The 16,097-nt window shown below is 67.7% G+C and carries 15 protein-coding genes and 1 pseudogene; 10 read left to right on the top strand and 6 right to left on the bottom strand.

What is annotated here, in order from left to right:
• Nucleotides 1-130 precede the first annotated feature (130 nt).
• The 3 genes from ACFXNW_RS28995 (at nucleotide 131) to gdhA (ending at nucleotide 2,687) form a co-directional block, all read left to right on the top strand.
• Complete coding sequence (locus tag ACFXNW_RS28995) at nucleotides 131-526, top strand: RidA family protein (protein WP_379421032.1); 396 nt, start codon at nucleotides 131-133, stop codon at nucleotides 524-526.
• 66 nt (nucleotides 527-592) lie between these two features.
• On the top strand, nucleotides 593-1,078 hold the full coding sequence (locus tag ACFXNW_RS29000) for a DUF488 domain-containing protein (RefSeq protein WP_379420982.1): 486 nt from the start codon (nucleotides 593-595) through the stop codon (nucleotides 1,076-1,078).
• 259 nt (nucleotides 1,079-1,337) lie between these two features.
• A complete protein-coding gene (gene gdhA, locus ACFXNW_RS29005) occupies nucleotides 1,338-2,687 on the top strand; it encodes an NADP-specific glutamate dehydrogenase (protein ID WP_379420983.1) in 1,350 nt (449 codons plus the stop codon).
• Nucleotides 2,688-2,777: 90 nt separating this feature from the next.
• Here gdhA and ACFXNW_RS29010 read toward each other — a convergent pair whose 3' ends face one another.
• Complete coding sequence (locus ACFXNW_RS29010; RefSeq protein WP_379420984.1) at nucleotides 2,778-3,494, bottom strand: class I SAM-dependent methyltransferase; 717 nt, start codon at nucleotides 3,492-3,494, stop codon at nucleotides 2,778-2,780.
• 288 nt (nucleotides 3,495-3,782) lie between these two features.
• Here ACFXNW_RS29010 and ACFXNW_RS29015 point away from each other — a divergent pair, with 288 nt between their 5' ends.
• Nucleotides 3,783-4,631, top strand: a complete 849-nt coding sequence (locus ACFXNW_RS29015; protein WP_379420985.1) for an NAD-dependent protein deacetylase — start codon at nucleotides 3,783-3,785, stop codon at nucleotides 4,629-4,631.
• 39 nt (nucleotides 4,632-4,670) lie between these two features.
• Nucleotides 4,671-5,435: a DUF72 domain-containing protein gene (locus ACFXNW_RS29020; RefSeq protein WP_379420986.1), complete on the top strand. Its 765-nt coding sequence runs from the start codon at nucleotides 4,671-4,673 to the stop codon at nucleotides 5,433-5,435.
• On the opposite strand, the pseudogene ACFXNW_RS29025 reads toward ACFXNW_RS29020, so the two are convergent.
• Nucleotides 5,436-5,638 (bottom strand): annotated as a pseudogene (locus ACFXNW_RS29025) (alpha/beta hydrolase family protein); the annotation flags it as partial. It lies immediately after the preceding gene.
• Nucleotides 5,639-5,743: 105 nt separating this feature from the next.
• Here ACFXNW_RS29025 and ACFXNW_RS29030 point away from each other — a divergent pair.
• Nucleotides 5,744-6,292 (top strand): hypothetical protein, encoded by a 549-nt coding sequence (locus tag ACFXNW_RS29030; protein ID WP_379420987.1) that lies wholly within the window; start codon nucleotides 5,744-5,746, stop codon nucleotides 6,290-6,292.
• A gap of 33 nt (nucleotides 6,293-6,325) precedes the next feature.
• On the opposite strand, the gene ACFXNW_RS29035 is transcribed toward ACFXNW_RS29030, so the two are convergent.
• Both ACFXNW_RS29035 and ACFXNW_RS29040 read right to left on the bottom strand, forming a co-directional pair.
• Complete coding sequence (locus ACFXNW_RS29035) at nucleotides 6,326-6,784, bottom strand: DoxX family protein (protein ID WP_379420988.1); 459 nt, start codon at nucleotides 6,782-6,784, stop codon at nucleotides 6,326-6,328.
• Nucleotides 6,785-6,822: 38 nt separating this feature from the next.
• Nucleotides 6,823-7,611 (bottom strand): ankyrin repeat domain-containing protein, encoded by a 789-nt coding sequence (locus ACFXNW_RS29040; RefSeq protein ID WP_379420989.1) that lies wholly within the window; start codon nucleotides 7,609-7,611, stop codon nucleotides 6,823-6,825.
• 133 nt (nucleotides 7,612-7,744) lie between these two features.
• On the opposite strand from ACFXNW_RS29040, the gene ACFXNW_RS29045 reads away from it, so the two are divergent.
• Complete coding sequence (locus ACFXNW_RS29045; RefSeq protein WP_379420990.1) at nucleotides 7,745-8,254, top strand: nucleoside deaminase; 510 nt, start codon at nucleotides 7,745-7,747, stop codon at nucleotides 8,252-8,254.
• Between the two features lie 120 nt (nucleotides 8,255-8,374).
• Here the strand turns inward: ACFXNW_RS29045 and ACFXNW_RS29050 are convergent, their stop codons facing one another.
• Complete coding sequence (locus tag ACFXNW_RS29050; protein ID WP_379420991.1) at nucleotides 8,375-9,043, bottom strand: GntR family transcriptional regulator; 669 nt, start codon at nucleotides 9,041-9,043, stop codon at nucleotides 8,375-8,377.
• Between the two features lie 53 nt (nucleotides 9,044-9,096).
• Nucleotides 9,097-10,812, bottom strand: a complete 1,716-nt coding sequence (locus tag ACFXNW_RS29055; RefSeq protein ID WP_379420992.1) for a cation:proton antiporter — start codon at nucleotides 10,810-10,812, stop codon at nucleotides 9,097-9,099.
• 112 nt (nucleotides 10,813-10,924) lie between these two features.
• Between ACFXNW_RS29055 and ACFXNW_RS29060 the strand changes: the two genes are divergently transcribed.
• From ACFXNW_RS29060 to ACFXNW_RS29070, 3 genes are all read left to right on the top strand, one after another.
• The gene (locus ACFXNW_RS29060) at nucleotides 10,925-13,156 is read left to right on the top strand and encodes a glycoside hydrolase family 3 C-terminal domain-containing protein (protein WP_379420993.1); all 2,232 of its coding nucleotides are present in this window, start codon (nucleotides 10,925-10,927) and stop codon (nucleotides 13,154-13,156) included.
• A gap of 110 nt (nucleotides 13,157-13,266) precedes the next feature.
• The gene (locus tag ACFXNW_RS29065) at nucleotides 13,267-14,997 is read left to right on the top strand and encodes an FAD-dependent oxidoreductase (RefSeq protein WP_379420994.1); all 1,731 of its coding nucleotides are present in this window, start codon (nucleotides 13,267-13,269) and stop codon (nucleotides 14,995-14,997) included.
• A gap of 180 nt (nucleotides 14,998-15,177) precedes the next feature.
• Nucleotides 15,178-16,050: a DMT family transporter gene (locus ACFXNW_RS29070; protein ID WP_379421033.1), complete on the top strand. Its 873-nt coding sequence runs from the start codon at nucleotides 15,178-15,180 to the stop codon at nucleotides 16,048-16,050.
• Nucleotides 16,051-16,097 lie beyond the last annotated feature (47 nt).

Genomic DNA, 16,097 nt, shown 5'->3' on the forward strand with positions numbered 1-16,097 from the left:
AACTTAACAGGAATACATGACACAGGATGTCGTGATTCGCTGGGAGGCTTACCACCACGGCGTCACGGGCAGCGGCTACCGAGCCGATGGGCGTACGTAGATCAACGAATCGAATGGAGCTGACGTGGCAGTGGAACGAACGGCGGTCAATCCGTGGCCGTGGTCGGTAGAGATGGGGTTCAACCAGGGTGAGATCGTCTCCGGGCACACTCGGACCCTGTACTGCGCCGGGCAGACCGCGATGAGCAGCGACGGAAACCCCCAGCATGCCGGTGACATGGCGGCGCAATTGGCGCTGAGCCTCGACAACATGGAGGTCGTTCTCAGCGAGGCAGGTATGTCGCTGGCGAACCTCGTCAGGCTCAATGTCTACACCACCGATGTCGACCTGCTGTTCCAGCACTACGGCGTGCTGGCGTCGCGGTTGGGGGCCGCCGGGGTGGCACCCGCCACCACGATGCTCGGGGTGACCCGGCTGGCGATTCCCGTGCTGATGGTCGAGCTCGAGGCAACCGCAGTCGGGTAATGCCACCTCGCCACCTCCGGCAGGCCTGCCGGAGGTGGCGACAGCAAGGAAAGCGGGTGATTCCCGGTGGTCCGAATTCTGACAATCGGCGTCTACGGTTTCACGGACGGCACCTTCCTCGACGAGCTCACCGGCGCGAACGTGGGGTTGCTGCTCGACCTGCGTCAGCGCCGCGGCGTGCGGGGCGCCGACTACTGCTGGGCGAACTCGGAGCGGCTGCAACGTGCGCTCGCCGCAGCCGACATCGGGTACCGGCACATACAGGGGCTGGCGCCGACGACCGAGCTACGCCGGCTCCAGTACCGCGAGGACGACCGCCAGGGTGTGGGCAAGCGCAACCGCCGCGCACTGGCGCCCGAGTACGTCGAGCGCTACACCCACGAGATCCTCGACCCGTTCGACCTCGGCGCGCTGGTCACCGAGCTGCCGAGCGACTCGGTGACCGCCCTGTTCTGTGTCGAGCGCGATCCGCAGGCTTGCCACCGCGGGCTCGTGGCCGCCCGCCTGCGCGTTGCGCACGGTCTGCCGGTCACGCACCTGCGCCCGGGCTGAGCCCTACCCGCCACGCATTCGACTCCCACCGACGTGGGCGGAATGCGTCGGATTGATTCGCTGCTCCCCAACCCGTGATGGAGACGATCGTCTCCCGCGAAATGGATGTGTGGTCCGGGCCTCACAACATGGGCGGTTAGCGTGTGAGGTTCGGCCGGTGAACTTCCGGTCGGCCGGCACCCCATGGTGTGCCGGCCGGTGCCGAGTGACCGCGTGCGGTCCGGCCGTGGATGCAACGACGACGACAAGGAGTCCGCGGGTGGCTGTCCTGGACGCGAAGCTGAGCGACATCTACGACGAGGTGTTGCGCCGCAACCCCGGCGAAACCGAGTTCCACCAGGCCGTGCACGAGGTGCTCGACAGCCTCGGCCCGGTGGTCGCCAAGCACCCGCACTACGCCGACGCGGCGGTGATCCGCAGGTTGTGCGAGCCCGAACGCCAGATCATCTTCCGGGTGCCGTGGGTCGACGATTCCGGGGCCGTGCAGATCAATCGCGGGTTCCGGGTCGAGTTCAACTCCGCGCTCGGCCCGTACAAGGGTGGGCTGCGGTTTCATCCCTCGGTGTATCTGGGCATCGTCAAATTCCTCGGCTTCGAGCAGATCTTCAAGAATTCGCTGACCGGGCTGCCCATCGGTGGCGGCAAGGGCGGCTCGGATTTCGACCCCAAGGGCCGTTCCGAGGGTGAGGTGATGCGTTTCTGTCAGGCATTCATGACCGAGCTCTATCGCCATCTCGGCGAACACACCGATGTCCCGGCCGGCGATACCGGTGTCGGTGGCCGCGAGATCGGCTACCTGTTCGGCCAGTACAAGCGCATCACCAACCGCTACGAGTCCGGCGTGCTCACCGGCAAGGGACTCACCTGGGGCGGCTCCCAGGTCCGCAAGGAGGCCACCGGGTACGGCGCGGTCTACTTCGTCAACGAGATCCTCGGCGCGGCGGGCCGGTCGCTGGAGGGACAGCGGGTGGTGGTGTCGGGCTCGGGCAACGTCGCCATTTACGCCATCGAGAAGATCCATGAGCTCGGCGGCACCGTGGTGGCGTGCTCGGATTCGGGCGGTTATGTCGTCGACGAGCAGGGCATCGACCTGGAACTGCTCAAGGACATCAAAGAGGTGCGGCGGGCGCGGATCGCCGACTACGCCGAGACCCGCTCGGGCTCTGCGCGATTCGTGGCGGGCGGTTCACTGTGGGAGGTGCCCTGCGATATCGCGCTGCCGTGTGCCACCCAGAACGAGCTCGACGGCGCCGCGGCGGGCAAGCTCATCGCCAATGGCTGCCATATCGTCGCCGAGGGCGCGAACATGCCGTGCACACCGGAGGCAGTACGACTGTTCGCCGAAGCGGGGGTGATCTTCGCGCCCGGGAAAGCCGCCAATGCCGGTGGCGTGGCGACCAGCGCGCTGGAGATGCAGCAGAACGCTTCCCGCGATTCGTGGAGTTTCGAACACACCGAGGAGCGCCTCGCCGAGATCATGCGCGGCATCCATGACCGCTGCCTGGCCACCGCCGACGAGTACGGCATGCCGGGCAATTATGTGGCGGGTGCGAATATCGGCGGGTTCATCCAGGTCGCCGACGCGATGCTCGCCCTCGGCGTCATCTGAGCGGACCGGAGCAGAACACTGCTGGCGGGAGGTGTGGGGCCGTGCACCGGTTCGGCGCCTCCCGCTCGAACTGCCCCAGCGATCAGAAGCTCAGTCGCGGTCGCCGGTCGTGGGTTGGCGTTCGAACACCAGGTAATGCGTCTTTCCCGGCATCGAGGTCGCGAAGAAGTCCCCGAGGAAAGCGAATCCACGTCGTGCGAAGAAGTCGACGGCGAACCGCTCGGACATCATGCTGGTGACGTATCCGGCACCGGAATCGAGCCAGCGGCGCAGCGTTGCCTCGTCCAGCGACCGTTCGGTCAGGACATCGAAGACAACGGCACCACCCGGTGCGGCGACCCGGGCAATCTCGTCGAGGTAGCGGCATGTGTCGAGGATCTTCAAACCGTTCAACACCTTGTGGGAGTGCACGAGATCGACCGACCTGTCCGCGGTTGCCGCCAGGGTGTGACCATCGGTCGGCTGGGCCGTCACGTGGTAGGTGTCGACCAGCCAGTCCCGCCACGGGGCCGCGGTCTCGTAGATCTCGTAGGAACGCGGCGAGCATGTGGCGATCACCTTCTCGAGGTAGCGTCCCGAGCCGGGGCCGAGCTCGCACACTCGCGCGATCGGCCGGTCGAACACCCCGAGCGCGGCCATCCGGTCGATGGTGTCCTGCGTTGATCCCGGCACGTTGAACTCTCGATCGATGTACTCGCCCACGGGCAACCCAGCAGCCAGCGCGGCCGCTTGCGTCCGCTCGAAGGGAATGTAATCAGCGAAGTCGTCGACCGGCCTGACCACCTGGAACCCCACCGGTCTCAGCACCGCGTTGACCCGCGCAAGGGCCTTCTTCCTGAACCTCGACCTCGGGAGCGCCACCACCCACCTGCTTTCGCCTGTCGACAGCTGCGCGCACCAGGGTAAACCAGATCCGATGCCATCACAGCCATCCCCCATACAACAGGCAACCTGTTGTGCGTAGGGCCGATGTCCGGATTCGTCGGTCCGCACCGACCGTCAGTTCGTCACGGTCGCCGCCGGCCCCGAGGGCGTCGATATCACCGCCACCGGACCGCCACCCGACCGGTCGGCGCGCCTCCGTACCCTGGGTTCATGCCCGATCACAGCGCCGACGCGGATCGGCTCGCACAGCTGATCACGGGGCGCACGGTCGCGGTGCTCACCGGTGCCGGTGTGTCCACCGACAGCGGGATCCCCGACTACCGCAGCCCCGATGCCCCGCCGCGGACGCCGATGACCTTCCAGCAGTTCATCGGCGACGACGCGTTCCGGCAGCGTTACTGGGCGCGCAATCACGTGGGGTGGCGGCAACTGGATGCCTCGCGCCCCAATCCCGGCCACCGCGCCCTTGCCCGGCTGGAACGGCTCGGCGTCGTGACCGGGCTCATCACCCAGAACGTCGACCTGCTGCACACGAAAGCGGGCCATCGCCGGGTGATCGACCTGCACGGCACCTACGCGCGGGTGCGTTGCCTCGGCTGCGGTGATCTGGTCTCGCGTATGGCGCTGGCCGAGCGGCTCGAGGCAGCCAATCCGGGTTTCGCCGACATGGTCACCGTCACGGGTGTGAAGGTGGCGCCCGACGCCGACGCCGTCGTCACCGAGACCGACAGTTTCCGGATGCTCGGGTGTCTGCGCTGCGGCGGAATCCTCAAACCCGACATCGTCTATTTCGGGGAGAACGTGCCCAAGGATCGGGTGCGCGCGGCCTATGACCTCGTCGACGAAGCGCAGGTGCTGCTGGTGGCCGGTTCGTCGCTGACGGTCATGTCCGGGCTGCGGTTCGTCCGTCACGCCGCCAAGACCGGGCGGCCCGTCGTGATCGTCAACCGTGGCCGTACCCGCGGACATGAGCTCGCCACTCTCACCATCGACGCGGGCTGTTCCCCCGTGCTCACCACCCTCGCCGATCATCTCGCGGCGAGTGTGCCCGTGTCCTGACCGCTGCGTCACGGCCTCCCCGGCGGGTATGTGCCAGGTGTGACGTTGTTGGTGGGTACCTCCGGTTGGCAGTACCGGGATTGGCGCGGTGTGCTGTATCCGCAGGGGGTGCCACAGCGGCTGTGGCTCGAGCAGTATGCCGCCGAGTTCGCCACCGTCGAGATCAACAACGCCTTCTATCGTTTACCCAGTGCCGAGAATTTCGCCGCATGGCGGACCCGCACACCTGCCGGATTCCGGATCGCGGTCAAGGCCAGCCGTTTCCTCACCCACATCAAACGTCTGCGCGACCCCGAGGAGCCGGTGCAGCGGCTGATGGGCCGGGCCGCGAGCCTCGGTGACCGGTTGGGGCCGATTCTGCTGCAACTGCCGCCGACGCTGCGCGCCGATCCGCCGTTGCTCGACGAGTGTCTGCACTGCTTTCCTGCCGATACCCGTGTGGCGGTCGAGGCTAGGCACGAGTCCTGGTGGACCGACGACACGCGCGCGGTGCTCGAACGCAACGGTGCGGCGCTGTGCTGGGCCGATGCCGACGAACGTCCGGTGACGCCGTTGTGGCGCACCACCGACTGGGGTTATCTGCGCCTGCACCACGGGACCGCCGAGCCGTGGCCGCGCTACCACCGCCCGGTCCTGACCGAATGGGCACACCGCGTGAGCGAGACGTGGCCCGAATCATGTGAGGTCGACATCTATTTCAACAACGATCCTGGTGGGGCGGCGATCTATGACGCGGCGGTATTCGCCCGTGCGGCGGCGGTACTGGGGGTGAGCGTCACACGCACACCGGATATTCGATCGTGATCACGGCGCCAGATGGCGGGCGAGGAACCGCTCGGCCGCACGATACATGTCGATGTTGTTGTCCGGGTTCACGAATCCGTGGCCCCTCGTTGTCTATGACCATGTATTTCGACGTCGAAGCTCCGGTCCCGCAGTGCGTCGACGATGCGGTCGGACTCGGCCTGCACGACACGGATGTCGTTGGCGCCTTGGACAACCATCACTAGTGACAAACAACGGAGGGGGGCTTGGAGTTCTCGAGGCTCGCGCTCGAGGGACTTCCTTGACGCCGCTGTGACAAGATCGCGTTCGTGTCGAACTCTTCATTGATGAACTACACGCGTGTCGGCACGGTCTTGCATGAGATCGGCATGGTGTCGGAGGCGACGCTGCGCGGCGTCCTCGATGACCTCGCGGATGAGGCGAACACCGCAGTGGACCACTACTCGGCGGCGTGCGCCCTCGAATCGTTCGGTGTGGCGGTCCGGGTCCACGCCGACGACGTCGACTGCCTCGACCGCGGCTATGAGAGCCTGCTGGTAACGGCCGCCGAGATCGCCGGTGACACAGTGATCATCAGCAACGTTCGGCTCGTCGAGGGCGACGACGATGTCGAGGAGAGCCGCCTCGATCGTCTGGAATTCGAACGGAACGGCATACGGGTATCCATCGTGGCCGAGCACTACGCGGACGACTACTTCGACCATGCCGCGGCCTGCGAAGCCATCGCCGCAACCACCCATGACGACGATTCTCGCTCGTGGCGCATCGTCGACTTCGAACGTGCACCGAACCGCGGCTACGACACGGTCATGGCGCTCGCCACGCCCGAGCAGGCCCAGGCGCTACAGGAGCACCTGGGCTTCACGTTGACCTGAGTCGCGACGATCTCGCCGGCTAGGACGAACGGCTCAGGACACCGTCGATCGCTGCACCGCGGGTTGCCCGGCACCGGCGAATCGGTTCCACGGCGCCCGGTCGGCCAGCATCCGGTCCACGCTCAGCGCGCCGGCGCCGACTGCGGCCAGCAGCAATGCGCCCGCACCGAGTGCCAGCACCAATTCGGCGCCGCCTTCGGCGACGAACAGGCCTTTACCGGCGTGGGCGATGAAGTAGGCGCCGACCATATCGGCAACCAGCAGCAGGGCCCAGATCGGTGTCGCGAGGCCGATGACCAGGCCGATACCGCCCGCCAGTTCGATCAGCGCCGCCGCCGGCGCCGAGATCTCCGGCAGTGGGGCGCCCATGCCGCGGAAACCCGATTCGGTCGCCGACAGGCCGTTGGTGAAGAACTTCTGCCAGCCGTGGGCGATGAACACCACGCCGAGACCGACGCGGGCAATGAGGATGGCGATACTTCGCAGCATCATCGGTGGGGGGTTTCCCTTCTCAGATGGTTTGTGTGGCCTCAGCCGGCGGCCCGGATGAGGGCCGCGATCTCGGACTGGCCGCGCTGGACGGCGTTGTCCAGTGCGGTGTTTCCGTCGCTGTCGCGGATGCCCGGATCGGCGCCCGCGTCGAGCAGAGCCGTGACGACCTGCTGGTAGCGCTGACTGCCGTCGCCGTAGACGATCGCTTCGTGCAGTGCGGTCCAGCCGGGGGTGTTGACGTGGTTGACATCAACCCCGGCTTCGATCAGGCGGCGTACCGTGCTGATCGATCCGTGTTCGGCTGCCGGGATCAGCGCGGTGCCGCCGTAGCGGTTGACGCTGGTCAGGTCGGCGCCGTGGGTCAGGGTCAGCTCCAGGATGCTGTCGAGGCCTTCGGCGCCTGCGTACAGGTAGGCCGAATCCTGTAGTGCGTCTTTGGCGTTGACGTCGGCGCCGGCTTCCACCAGTGCGCGTGCGGCTTCGGTGGCGCGGTTCTTGGTGGCTTCGATGAGCGGGGTGCGTTCATGCTGCCCGCGGGCTTCGATATCGGCGCCGCGGGCCAGCAGATCCCGCACGCGGGTGGCGTCATCGGCGGCAGCCGCAGCGAGCAGATCGTCGTCCAGGGCGGGGTCGCGTGGTGTCTCGGCGGCGGTCGCCGGTGCGGCACCCGGGGCCGGCGTCGAGGCCGGGACCGGAGTGGGTGCGGTGGCGGGCGCGGGATCGGCGGTGCATGCCGCGAGTGCCGTCAGCACCGCCGCCGAGGCGATGACTGTGCCGCCGGTGCGCAGCGTCCGCGCGCTGCCCAGGTTCCTTCGGCCGAACCTCATCGAGACCTCCTAGATTTGGTATACCAAACATCCTGGCGCTCGAACTGGGGTTTGTCCAAGTCTTTGGGCAGATAGTGGCTATCGACACCACCAATGACTGATTGCGGTATACCAAAATGGGTATCGTGGGGTCATGAGCGAATCAGGCGACCGCTATGTCATCACCGACCGGGACCGGGAGTATCTACGCCGGTGTGTGGAGCTGGCCCGCGCCGCCCTCGATGACGGTGACGAGCCCTTCGGCTCGATTCTGGTCGACGCCGAGCAGACGATCCGGTTCGAGGCGCGCAACCGCATCGTCTCCGGCGATCCGACCCAGCATCCGGAATTCGAGATCGCCCGCTGGGCCGGCATTCACCTCACCCCCGAGCAGCGCGCGGCCGGCGTCGTCTACACCTCGGGCGAGCACTGCCCGATGTGCAGCGCCGCCCATGCGTGGGCTGGGCTGGGACGCATCATTTATGCCGTCGGCTCGGACCAACTCGGGCAGTGGCAGCGCGAATGGGGACTTGCTCCCGGACCGGTAGCCGCGCTGCCCATCACGCAGGTCGCGCCGTCGGTGCCGGTCGCGGGACCCGAACCGGCGCTGGAGGCCGAGATCAAAGCGCTGCACGCGGAACTGGCAGCCCGGCGCCGCGACTGAATTCGCCGGTCAACGGTCGCCCAGCCTGCGGCGCTGCGCTCGGCCGGGGACCGGGGGCCAGGCCGCAACTCTCGGGTCAGGCGGCCTGACTCCGATGGTGGGTCGAGTCGACGGCCCGGCTCAGCCCGCGGCGCTGCGGTCGAGTGCCTCCGCGCCGGCGCGCTGGGCGGCCTGGGCACGGCTGGTTTCGATGTGGGCGGCGGCCAATGTCTCCACCCGCGCGATATCGCGGTTGGCGATGGCCTGATAGAGCTGCTCGTGCTCGCGGGCGACGGTGGTGAGGTCGTCGTGGCGGCCCAGCAGCCACCGCATGCGGCTGCGCAGGGTGCGTTCGAGTTCGCCGAGTAGGTCGTTGCCCGCCAGCCGGGTCACCGTCTCATGGAAGTCGGCAGCCGCCCGGCGCGCGCCGACGGCGTCGCCCGCGCGGGCGGCATCCCATTCGGTGTCCAGGTCGCGGCGCAGCTCGTCGAGTCCGGTGCGGGTGGCGCGTTGTGCGGCGAGCCGGAATGCCAGCACTTCGAACGCGGAGCGTACTTCGATCAGGTCGGCGATATCGGTGGCGGTGAATTCCCGCACGACGGCCCAGGAGCGTGGTCGCGGCGTCACCAATCCCTCTGCTACCAGGGTTTTCAACGCGTCGCGGACCGGCAGCCTCGACACGCCGAGTTCGGTAGCAAGATCGCGTTCGACCAATTTGCTGCCGGGCTCACGCACCCCGTCGACGATCTGGTCGCGCAGTAGCCGGGTGACCCGTTCGGATTCGGACAGGAATCCCTCCGACGCATTCATAACGTGCATTCTCCCACCACCGGCGGCCCATTTGGTATCCCAATTGTGGTGGGTCAGACGCCGGGGCGGCCCAGTTGCTGTAGCAGCGCTTCGTCGAGGTCGAGCATGTGCTGGACTCGTCCGAGAGCCTTGGCGCCGAAGGTTTCCCGGTCCCGTGCGCGCAGCAGTTCGGCGCGTTGCGCGGCCAGTACCTGCAACCGCAGTTGCCGGTACTGCTCGCGCGGGTCGGGGCCGTCGGCGGGCAGATCACGCAGCGCGGCCGAGCCTTTGCGCACGGTGTTGTCGCGGACCATTCCCACCAGCTCGGGCGGGTACGGGTTGCCGTGGTCATCGACGAGGTCGGGGGTGTCGAGTACGTGTTCGGCGGCGTCGGACAGCAGTGTCATCAACTCGACAGCGTCGTCGTGCAGCCGCGCGGGGTCATCGCCGGGAACGCGGACGACGCGGATGACGGTGGGCAGGCTCAGTCCCTGCACCAGCAGGGTGGTCACCGCGACGACGAACGCGATGAGCACCAGTTCCGAGCGCATCGGTGTCTCGGCGGGCAGTGTTTGTGCGGCCGCGACGGTCACCGCGCCACGCATCCCCGACCACGCCAGCACCACTCCGCCGCGGGCGCCGACGGTTTCGTTGAGTTGGAATTCGATCTTGGCCGACATTTTGCCGAGGCGGCGGGTGATCATCCGGACCCGTTTGCTGTCTTGCGGTAGGTCGGTGCGGTCGGCCATGCGTGCATTGATGTCGTCCAGGCGTGGTTTGGCCTCCGCGGCGCGGCGCTGATCCAGGCGCAGGAACGCCACCAGCGGGGCGACGAACACCGCACGGATCACCATCACCACCACCGCGGCCAACAGTCCGATACCGAATGCTTGTGCGGCGCTGAGCTGTTCGCCGCGCACATCGTCGATCAACCCGGACAGGCTCAATCCCATGAGCAGGAATATCCCGCTCTCGAGAAGGAAAGCCACCGTGCGCCAGTTGGTGGCGTCGACGAGACGATCTTGGGCGCTGAGGTGGCGTGGGCTCAGGTGGCCGCTGATCAGCCCGGCGATCACTACCGCCAGCACGCCGGAGCCGTGGAATTCTTCGGCGGGCAGGTAAGCCAGGAACGGGATCACGAACGACACCGCAGTTTTGGCGACCGAATCATCGAGCATGGCGCGCGCCCGCACCCCCAGCCAGCCGACCAGCAGTCCGGCGATCACCGCGACCACCACCGCCACCAAGAAATCGCCGAGCACATGCCACAGCGACACCGTCGCCGCCAGGGCCGCGACCGCAGAACGCAGCAGCACCAGTGCGGTAGCGTCGTTGACCAGCCCCTCCCCCTCCAACATCGTCAGCAGCCGCGAGGGCAGCCCGAGTTTCTTGCCGACCGCGGTCGCGGCGATCGGGTCGGTCGGGCTGATCACCGCGCCGAGCGCGAACGCCGCGGGCCAGCCGATATCGGGTAGCAGTGCGTGAAACAGCCAGCCGGTGCCGAGGGTGGTGACCACGACAAGCAGCACCGCGAGTCCGGTGATCGGCTCGAGATTGCGCCGGAAATCCACCGCGGGCATGTTCACCGCCGCCGAATACAGCAGCGGCGGCAGCACCACCGTGAGAATCAATTCCGGTTCGACCTCGGGGTGCGGGATGCCGGGAACGAAGCTGAGCGCGATGCCGACCACGGCCAAGCTCAGCGGCGCGGCCACACCGAGGGTGTCGGAGAAGGCCGCCACCACCACGATGGCGATGATGCCGACGACCACGACCAGGGTGATCTCCACGACCCCTCCTCCGCTGCGACGGCGTTTCCGGTAGCACCGTACGACGAACACCCCTGCCGTGTTTCCATGTGCGGACGGTGTTTCCTCAGAAGGCGACCGATTGGAGCTGACGATGACGGCCTCCCCCGCGATCACCGAGCTTTCGCTCACCGACAAGGCTGCCCTCGGCAGCGGCGCCGATTTCTGGACCACCAAGGCCCTCGGGCCGGTGGCATCGATCCTGCTGACCGACGGCCCGCATGGGGTGCGCAGGCAAACCGGAGCCACCGACCATCTCGGGCTCGCCGGTAGCGCGCCCGCCACGTGTTTTCCGCCCGCGGTCGGGTTGGGGCAGAGCTGGGACACCGCGTTGGTGCGCCGCGTCGGGGAGGCGCTCGGTCGTGAGGCTCGCGCTCTCGGCGTGGATGTGCTGCTGGGTCCGGGGATCAATATCAAACGGGATCCGCGGTGCGGGCGGGTCTTCGAGTACTACTCCGAGGATCCGTTTCTCACCGGCGTGCTGGGTGCGGTGTGGGTGCAGGGTGTGCAGGGCACCGGTGTGGGTGCCTCGCTCAAGCATTTCGCCGTGAACAATGCCGAACACGATCGTATGCGGGCGAGCTCCGATGTCGATGAGCGTCCGTTGCGCGAGATCTACCTGCGAGCGTTCGCCCATATCGTGCGTACCGCGCAGCCGTGGACGGTGATGTGCTCCTACAACCGCATCAACGGGGTGTATGCCTCGGAAAATCAGTGGCTGCTCACCGAACTGTTGCGCGGGGAATGGGGTTTCGACGGTCTGGTGGTCAGCGACTGGGGCGCGGTCGCGAACCGGGTCGACGCGGTCGAGGCGGGCCTGGATCTGGAGATGCCCGGCGGAAGCGGCGCCTCCGATGCGGCGGTTGTGGCGGCGGTCGAATCCGGTGCGCTCGAGACGGCTGCGGTCGAGCGGGCCGCGCAGAAGGTGGCCGCGCTGGCGGCGAAGGTCGTCGACGGGCGTGCGGCGGCCGGCGCGGCGCCGGATCTGGACGCCCATCATCGGCTGGCTCGTGAGGTCGCGGCGCGCTGTGTGGTGTTGCTGCGCAACGAGGGTGAGTTGTTGCCGTTGTCGGCGGGGCAGTCGCTGGCGGTGATCGGCGAGTTCGCGCAGACTCCGCGATACCAGGGCGGGGGCAGCTCGCACGTGAACCCGACTCGGCTGGATGTGGCGCTCACCGAGATCGCCGCAGCGGCCGAACCCGGCCAGGTCCGCTACGCGCGCGGCTTCTCCACCGATGACACCTCCGACGACGACACCCTGCGCTCCGAAGCGGTCGCCGTCGCGCGTGACGCCGAGGTGGCGGTGGTATTTCTGGGCCTGGGAGCCGGGCAGGAATCGGAGGGCTTCGACCGAGACGACATCGAGGTGCCCGCCGATCAGCTGGCCCTGCTCGCCGAGATCGTGGCGGTGCAGCCCAATACCGTGGTCGTGCTGTCACACGGTGGGGTGCTGCGGCTGGCGCCGGTGGCCGATCTCGCACCCGCCATCGTCGACGGCGCATTGCTCGGCCAAGCAGGCGGCGGTGCGCTCGCCGATGTCCTGTTCGGGCGGGTCAACCCGTCGGGGCGGCTCACCGAGACAGTGCCGATGCGCCTGCAGGACGTCCCCGCCTACCTGAACTTCCCCGGCGAGAACTCCCATATCCGCTACGGCGAGGGCATCTATATCGGCTACCGCTGGTACGACGCCCGCGATATCGAGGTGTGCTACCCGTTCGGACATGGCCTGTCCTACACCACCTTCGACTACTCGGATCTATCGGTCGATTCCGGCGCGCAGCAGCTCACGGTGCGGGTCACCGTCACCAATACCGGCAGTCGTCGCGGACGTGAGGTCGTGCAGATCTACACCGCATTGCCCGATTCGGCGGTCAGCCGCCCGCCTCGGGAGCTGAAGGGCCACGCGGTCACTGCGGAGTTGGAACCCGGTGCGAGCGAACTGGTTTCGATCGTCATCGACCGCGCCGACCTCGCCTACTGGGAGACCCGCACCGATCAATGGATCGTCGAGGGCGGCACCTATCAGGTGATGGCAGGTGCTTCCAGCCGCGACATCCGCACCACCGGCACCGTCGAGGTCGCAGGAGACGAGCTGCGGATTCCGATCACCGCGCAGTCCACGCTCGGTGAGACGCTGTCCAACCCCGCGGCGGCGGCCGTGCTGGGCGAGATGTTCGCCGGGATGACCGGCGGCGGCGACGGGCGGGTGCTCGGGGTCGACATGATGCGCATGCTCGCCTCGATTCCGTTGGACCGGTTGACCGGATTCGGTATGGCACCCGCCGACCTGGACAAGCTGCTCTCCGCGACCGGCGAGGACACCTGATTCGTCAGAACTGTTGGCCGGAATTCTCGATTTTCTGGCCGACAGTCCTTGCTGTCAGCGTCGCACCCCGCCCTACGCTCGAATGATTCGACAATGGTGACGGAGGCAGGATGGCGTTCGACTACGACGTGCTGGTGATCGGTTCGGGCTTCGGCGGCAGCGTCACCGCGCTACGCCTGACCGAGAAGGGCTATCGGGTGGGTGTGCTCGAGGCCGGGCGCCGCTTCGCCGACCACGAATTCGCCAAGACGTCGTGGCGGGCGCGGGAGTTCCTGTGGGCGCCCCGGTTCGGCTGCTTCGGCATTCAACGGCTGACGCTGTTGAAGAACACCTTCATCATGAGCGGTGCCGGCGTGGGCGGCGGATCGCTGGTCTACGCCAACACCCTGTACGAGCCGCCCGCAGCGTTCTACGCCGACAAACAGTGGGCCGCGATCACCGACTGGCGTACCGAGCTGGCCCCGCACTACGACCAGGCCAAACGCATGCTCGGCGTCACCACCAATCCGGCGACCACACCCAGCGACCGGATCCTGCGGGAAGTGGCCGAAGAACTCGGCGTCGCCGACACCTACCGCCAGACGCCGGTCGGGGTGTTGTTCGGCGGTGCGGGAGTGCGCCCGGGCGAGGATGTGCCCGACCCGTTCTTCGGCGGTGTCGGCCCGTCGCGTCGCACCTGCACGCACTGCGGTGAATGCATGACCGGATGCCGCCACAACGCCAAGAACACCCTCGTCAAGAACTACCTGTATCTGGCCGAGCAGGCGGGAGCGACCGTGCACCCGATGACGACGGTGACCGATGTGCGGCCGCGACCCGACGGCGGCTACACCGTGCGCACCCGTGGCACCGGCCGCTGGCTCCGCAAGAACGAGCGCGTGTTCACCGCTGAACAGGTGGTGTTCTCCGCGGCCTCACTCGGCACCCAGAAACTGCTGCACAAGCTTCGCGATGGTGGCTCCCTGCCGCATATCTCGGCACGGCTGGGTTATCTGTCGCGCACGAACTCCGAGGAACTGCTGTCGGTGCGCAGCCGCCGCGCCGACGCCGATTTCACCAAGGGCGTGGCCATCACCTCCTCCATCCACCCCGACGACCACACCCATATCGAGCCGGTGCGTTACGGCAAGGGCAGCAATGCGCTCGCCCTGATCACCACGGCGATGGTCGGCGATGACGGCGTCAGCCCGCGGTGGCGGCAATGGGGGCGCCAGATGCGCCGCAACCGCCGCGATCTGCTCGCCATGCACAACCCGCACCGGTGGTCCGAGCAGATGATCGGGCTGCTGGTGATGCAGTCGGTGGACAATTCCATCACCACCTACACCACGCGTGGCCTGTTCGGCCGCAAGATGACCACCAAACAGGGCGAGGGCACACCCAATCCCACCTGGATCCCGGTCGGGCACGAGGTCGCCGACCGGGTCGCCGACAAGATCGACGGCTTCCCCACCGGCGCCACCAGCAGCATCGTCAATATTCCGGCGACCGGGCATTTCATCGGCGGCTGCGCCATCGGCGACTCCCCCGCCACCGGCGTCGTCGACCCCTATCACCGCCTCTACGGACATCCCGGCCTACATGTCATCGACGGCTCGACGATCTCGGCCAATCTCGGGGTCAACCCGTCGCTGACCATCACCGCCCAGGCCGAACGCGCGACCGCCCTGTGGCCCAACAAGGGCGAGACCGATCCGCGTCCGGCGCTGGGCGAGACGTATCGGCGGCTGACACCGGTGGCCCCGGTCGCGCCGGTGGTGCCTGCGCAAGCACCTGCCGCGCTGCGGTTGCCGATTGTCGAGATTTCCAGCGGGGAAGCGCTGGTCGAGAACGACAACTGACCGTCGGTGGCGTTCCCGCGCCGCCCGGCATCGCAGATATCGTTCCGGCCCGGCTTCAGCCTCGGCGACCATGCGGCTGTCGTCGCGCCGCGCGCGCACGGCGGATTGCGGGCATTCCGGCTCTACCGTCGCCGCGCGTCGGTCTCGCCCGAGCGTCGACCTGGCGGCAGACTGGTCCGGGTGAGCAATGTCCCGGTGGCCGCGGTGGTGTGTGCGTTCATCGCCGCGCTCGGGTTCGCGGTGGCGGCGGTCGCTCAGCAGCGGGCGGCCGCACAGGTGCCTGCCGGCGAGGCCTTCCTCGCCGGCTTGATACGTAGTCCTCGGTGGTGGGCGGGCATCATCGGTGACGGCGGCGCGTTCGTCTTCCAGATCGTGGCGCTGGCATTGGGTTCGGTGCTGATCGTGCAGCCCATCCTGGTGACCTCGCTGATCTTCGCGCTCCCGCTGGCCGCGCGCTATAACAACGTGCCGGTCACGCGCGCGGCCTGGGCGCATGCGGTCGCGCTGTCGCTCGCGCTGGCCTGTTTCCTGGTGGTCGGCGACCCGTCCGAAGGGGTGCGCGACGCGCCGTGGGCGCACTGGGTGGGCCCGTTGTCGCTGGTACTCGGCCTCGTCGTCGCGGCGGTGGTGGCGGGCGTGCTGGTGCGGGCGACGGGACTGCGGGCAATGCTGCTCGGTGCGGCCGCGGGCTTGCTGTTCGGCGTGTCGGCCGCGCTCACCCAGCATGTGGTCGAGCTGTTCGGCAACGGGATAGGCGCGGCGCTGAGCAGCTGGGAGCCCTACACCATGGTCGGCTCGGGCCTGCTGGGGTTGTATCTGCAACAGCGCGCCTACCAGGTCGGCGCACTGTCGGCGTCGCTGCCCGCGTTCACCGTGGCCGAGCCGCTCGGCGCGATGTTCCTCGGCCTCACCGTGCTCGAGGAACGCCTCAACACCGGTCCCGTCGGGATCATTGTGGTGGGGGTGTCGGTGGTGGTGATGTGTGTTGCGGCGGTGCAGCTTTCCCGTGTTCAGGCCCAAGGCGCGCTGCCGGAGCCCGAGCGCGTCGGTTGAGGACTTCCTCGTCTGCACCCCTTCCGGATAGCCCATCGATTGCCGGA

It is taken from the genome of Nocardia sp. NPDC059180, assembly GCF_042754945.1.
In the GTDB taxonomy this organism is placed as follows: Bacteria; Actinomycetota; Actinomycetes; order Mycobacteriales; family Mycobacteriaceae; genus Nocardia.

What these genes read in the sequence shown, in the direction of transcription:
- ACFXNW_RS29060 (WP_379420993.1), top strand. Translation starts at nt 10,925, where the DNA reads ATGACGGCCTCCCCCGCGATCACCGAGCTTTCGCTCACCGACAAGGCT.
- ACFXNW_RS29065 (WP_379420994.1), top strand. Translation starts at nt 13,267, where the DNA reads ATGGCGTTCGACTACGACGTGCTGGTGATCGGTTCGGGCTTCGGCGGC.
- ACFXNW_RS29015 (WP_379420985.1), top strand. Translation starts at nt 3,783, where the DNA reads ATGCCCGATCACAGCGCCGACGCGGATCGGCTCGCACAGCTGATCACG.
- ACFXNW_RS29050 (WP_379420991.1), bottom strand. Translation starts at nt 9,043, where the DNA reads ATGAATGCGTCGGAGGGATTCCTGTCCGAATCCGAACGGGTCACCCGG.
- ACFXNW_RS29030 (WP_379420987.1), top strand. Translation starts at nt 5,744, where the DNA reads ATGAACTACACGCGTGTCGGCACGGTCTTGCATGAGATCGGCATGGTG.
- ACFXNW_RS29035 (WP_379420988.1), bottom strand. Translation starts at nt 6,784, where the DNA reads ATGATGCTGCGAAGTATCGCCATCCTCATTGCCCGCGTCGGTCTCGGC.
- ACFXNW_RS29040 (WP_379420989.1), bottom strand. Translation starts at nt 7,611, where the DNA reads ATGAGGTTCGGCCGAAGGAACCTGGGCAGCGCGCGGACGCTGCGCACC.
- ACFXNW_RS29045 (WP_379420990.1), top strand. Translation starts at nt 7,745, where the DNA reads ATGAGCGAATCAGGCGACCGCTATGTCATCACCGACCGGGACCGGGAG.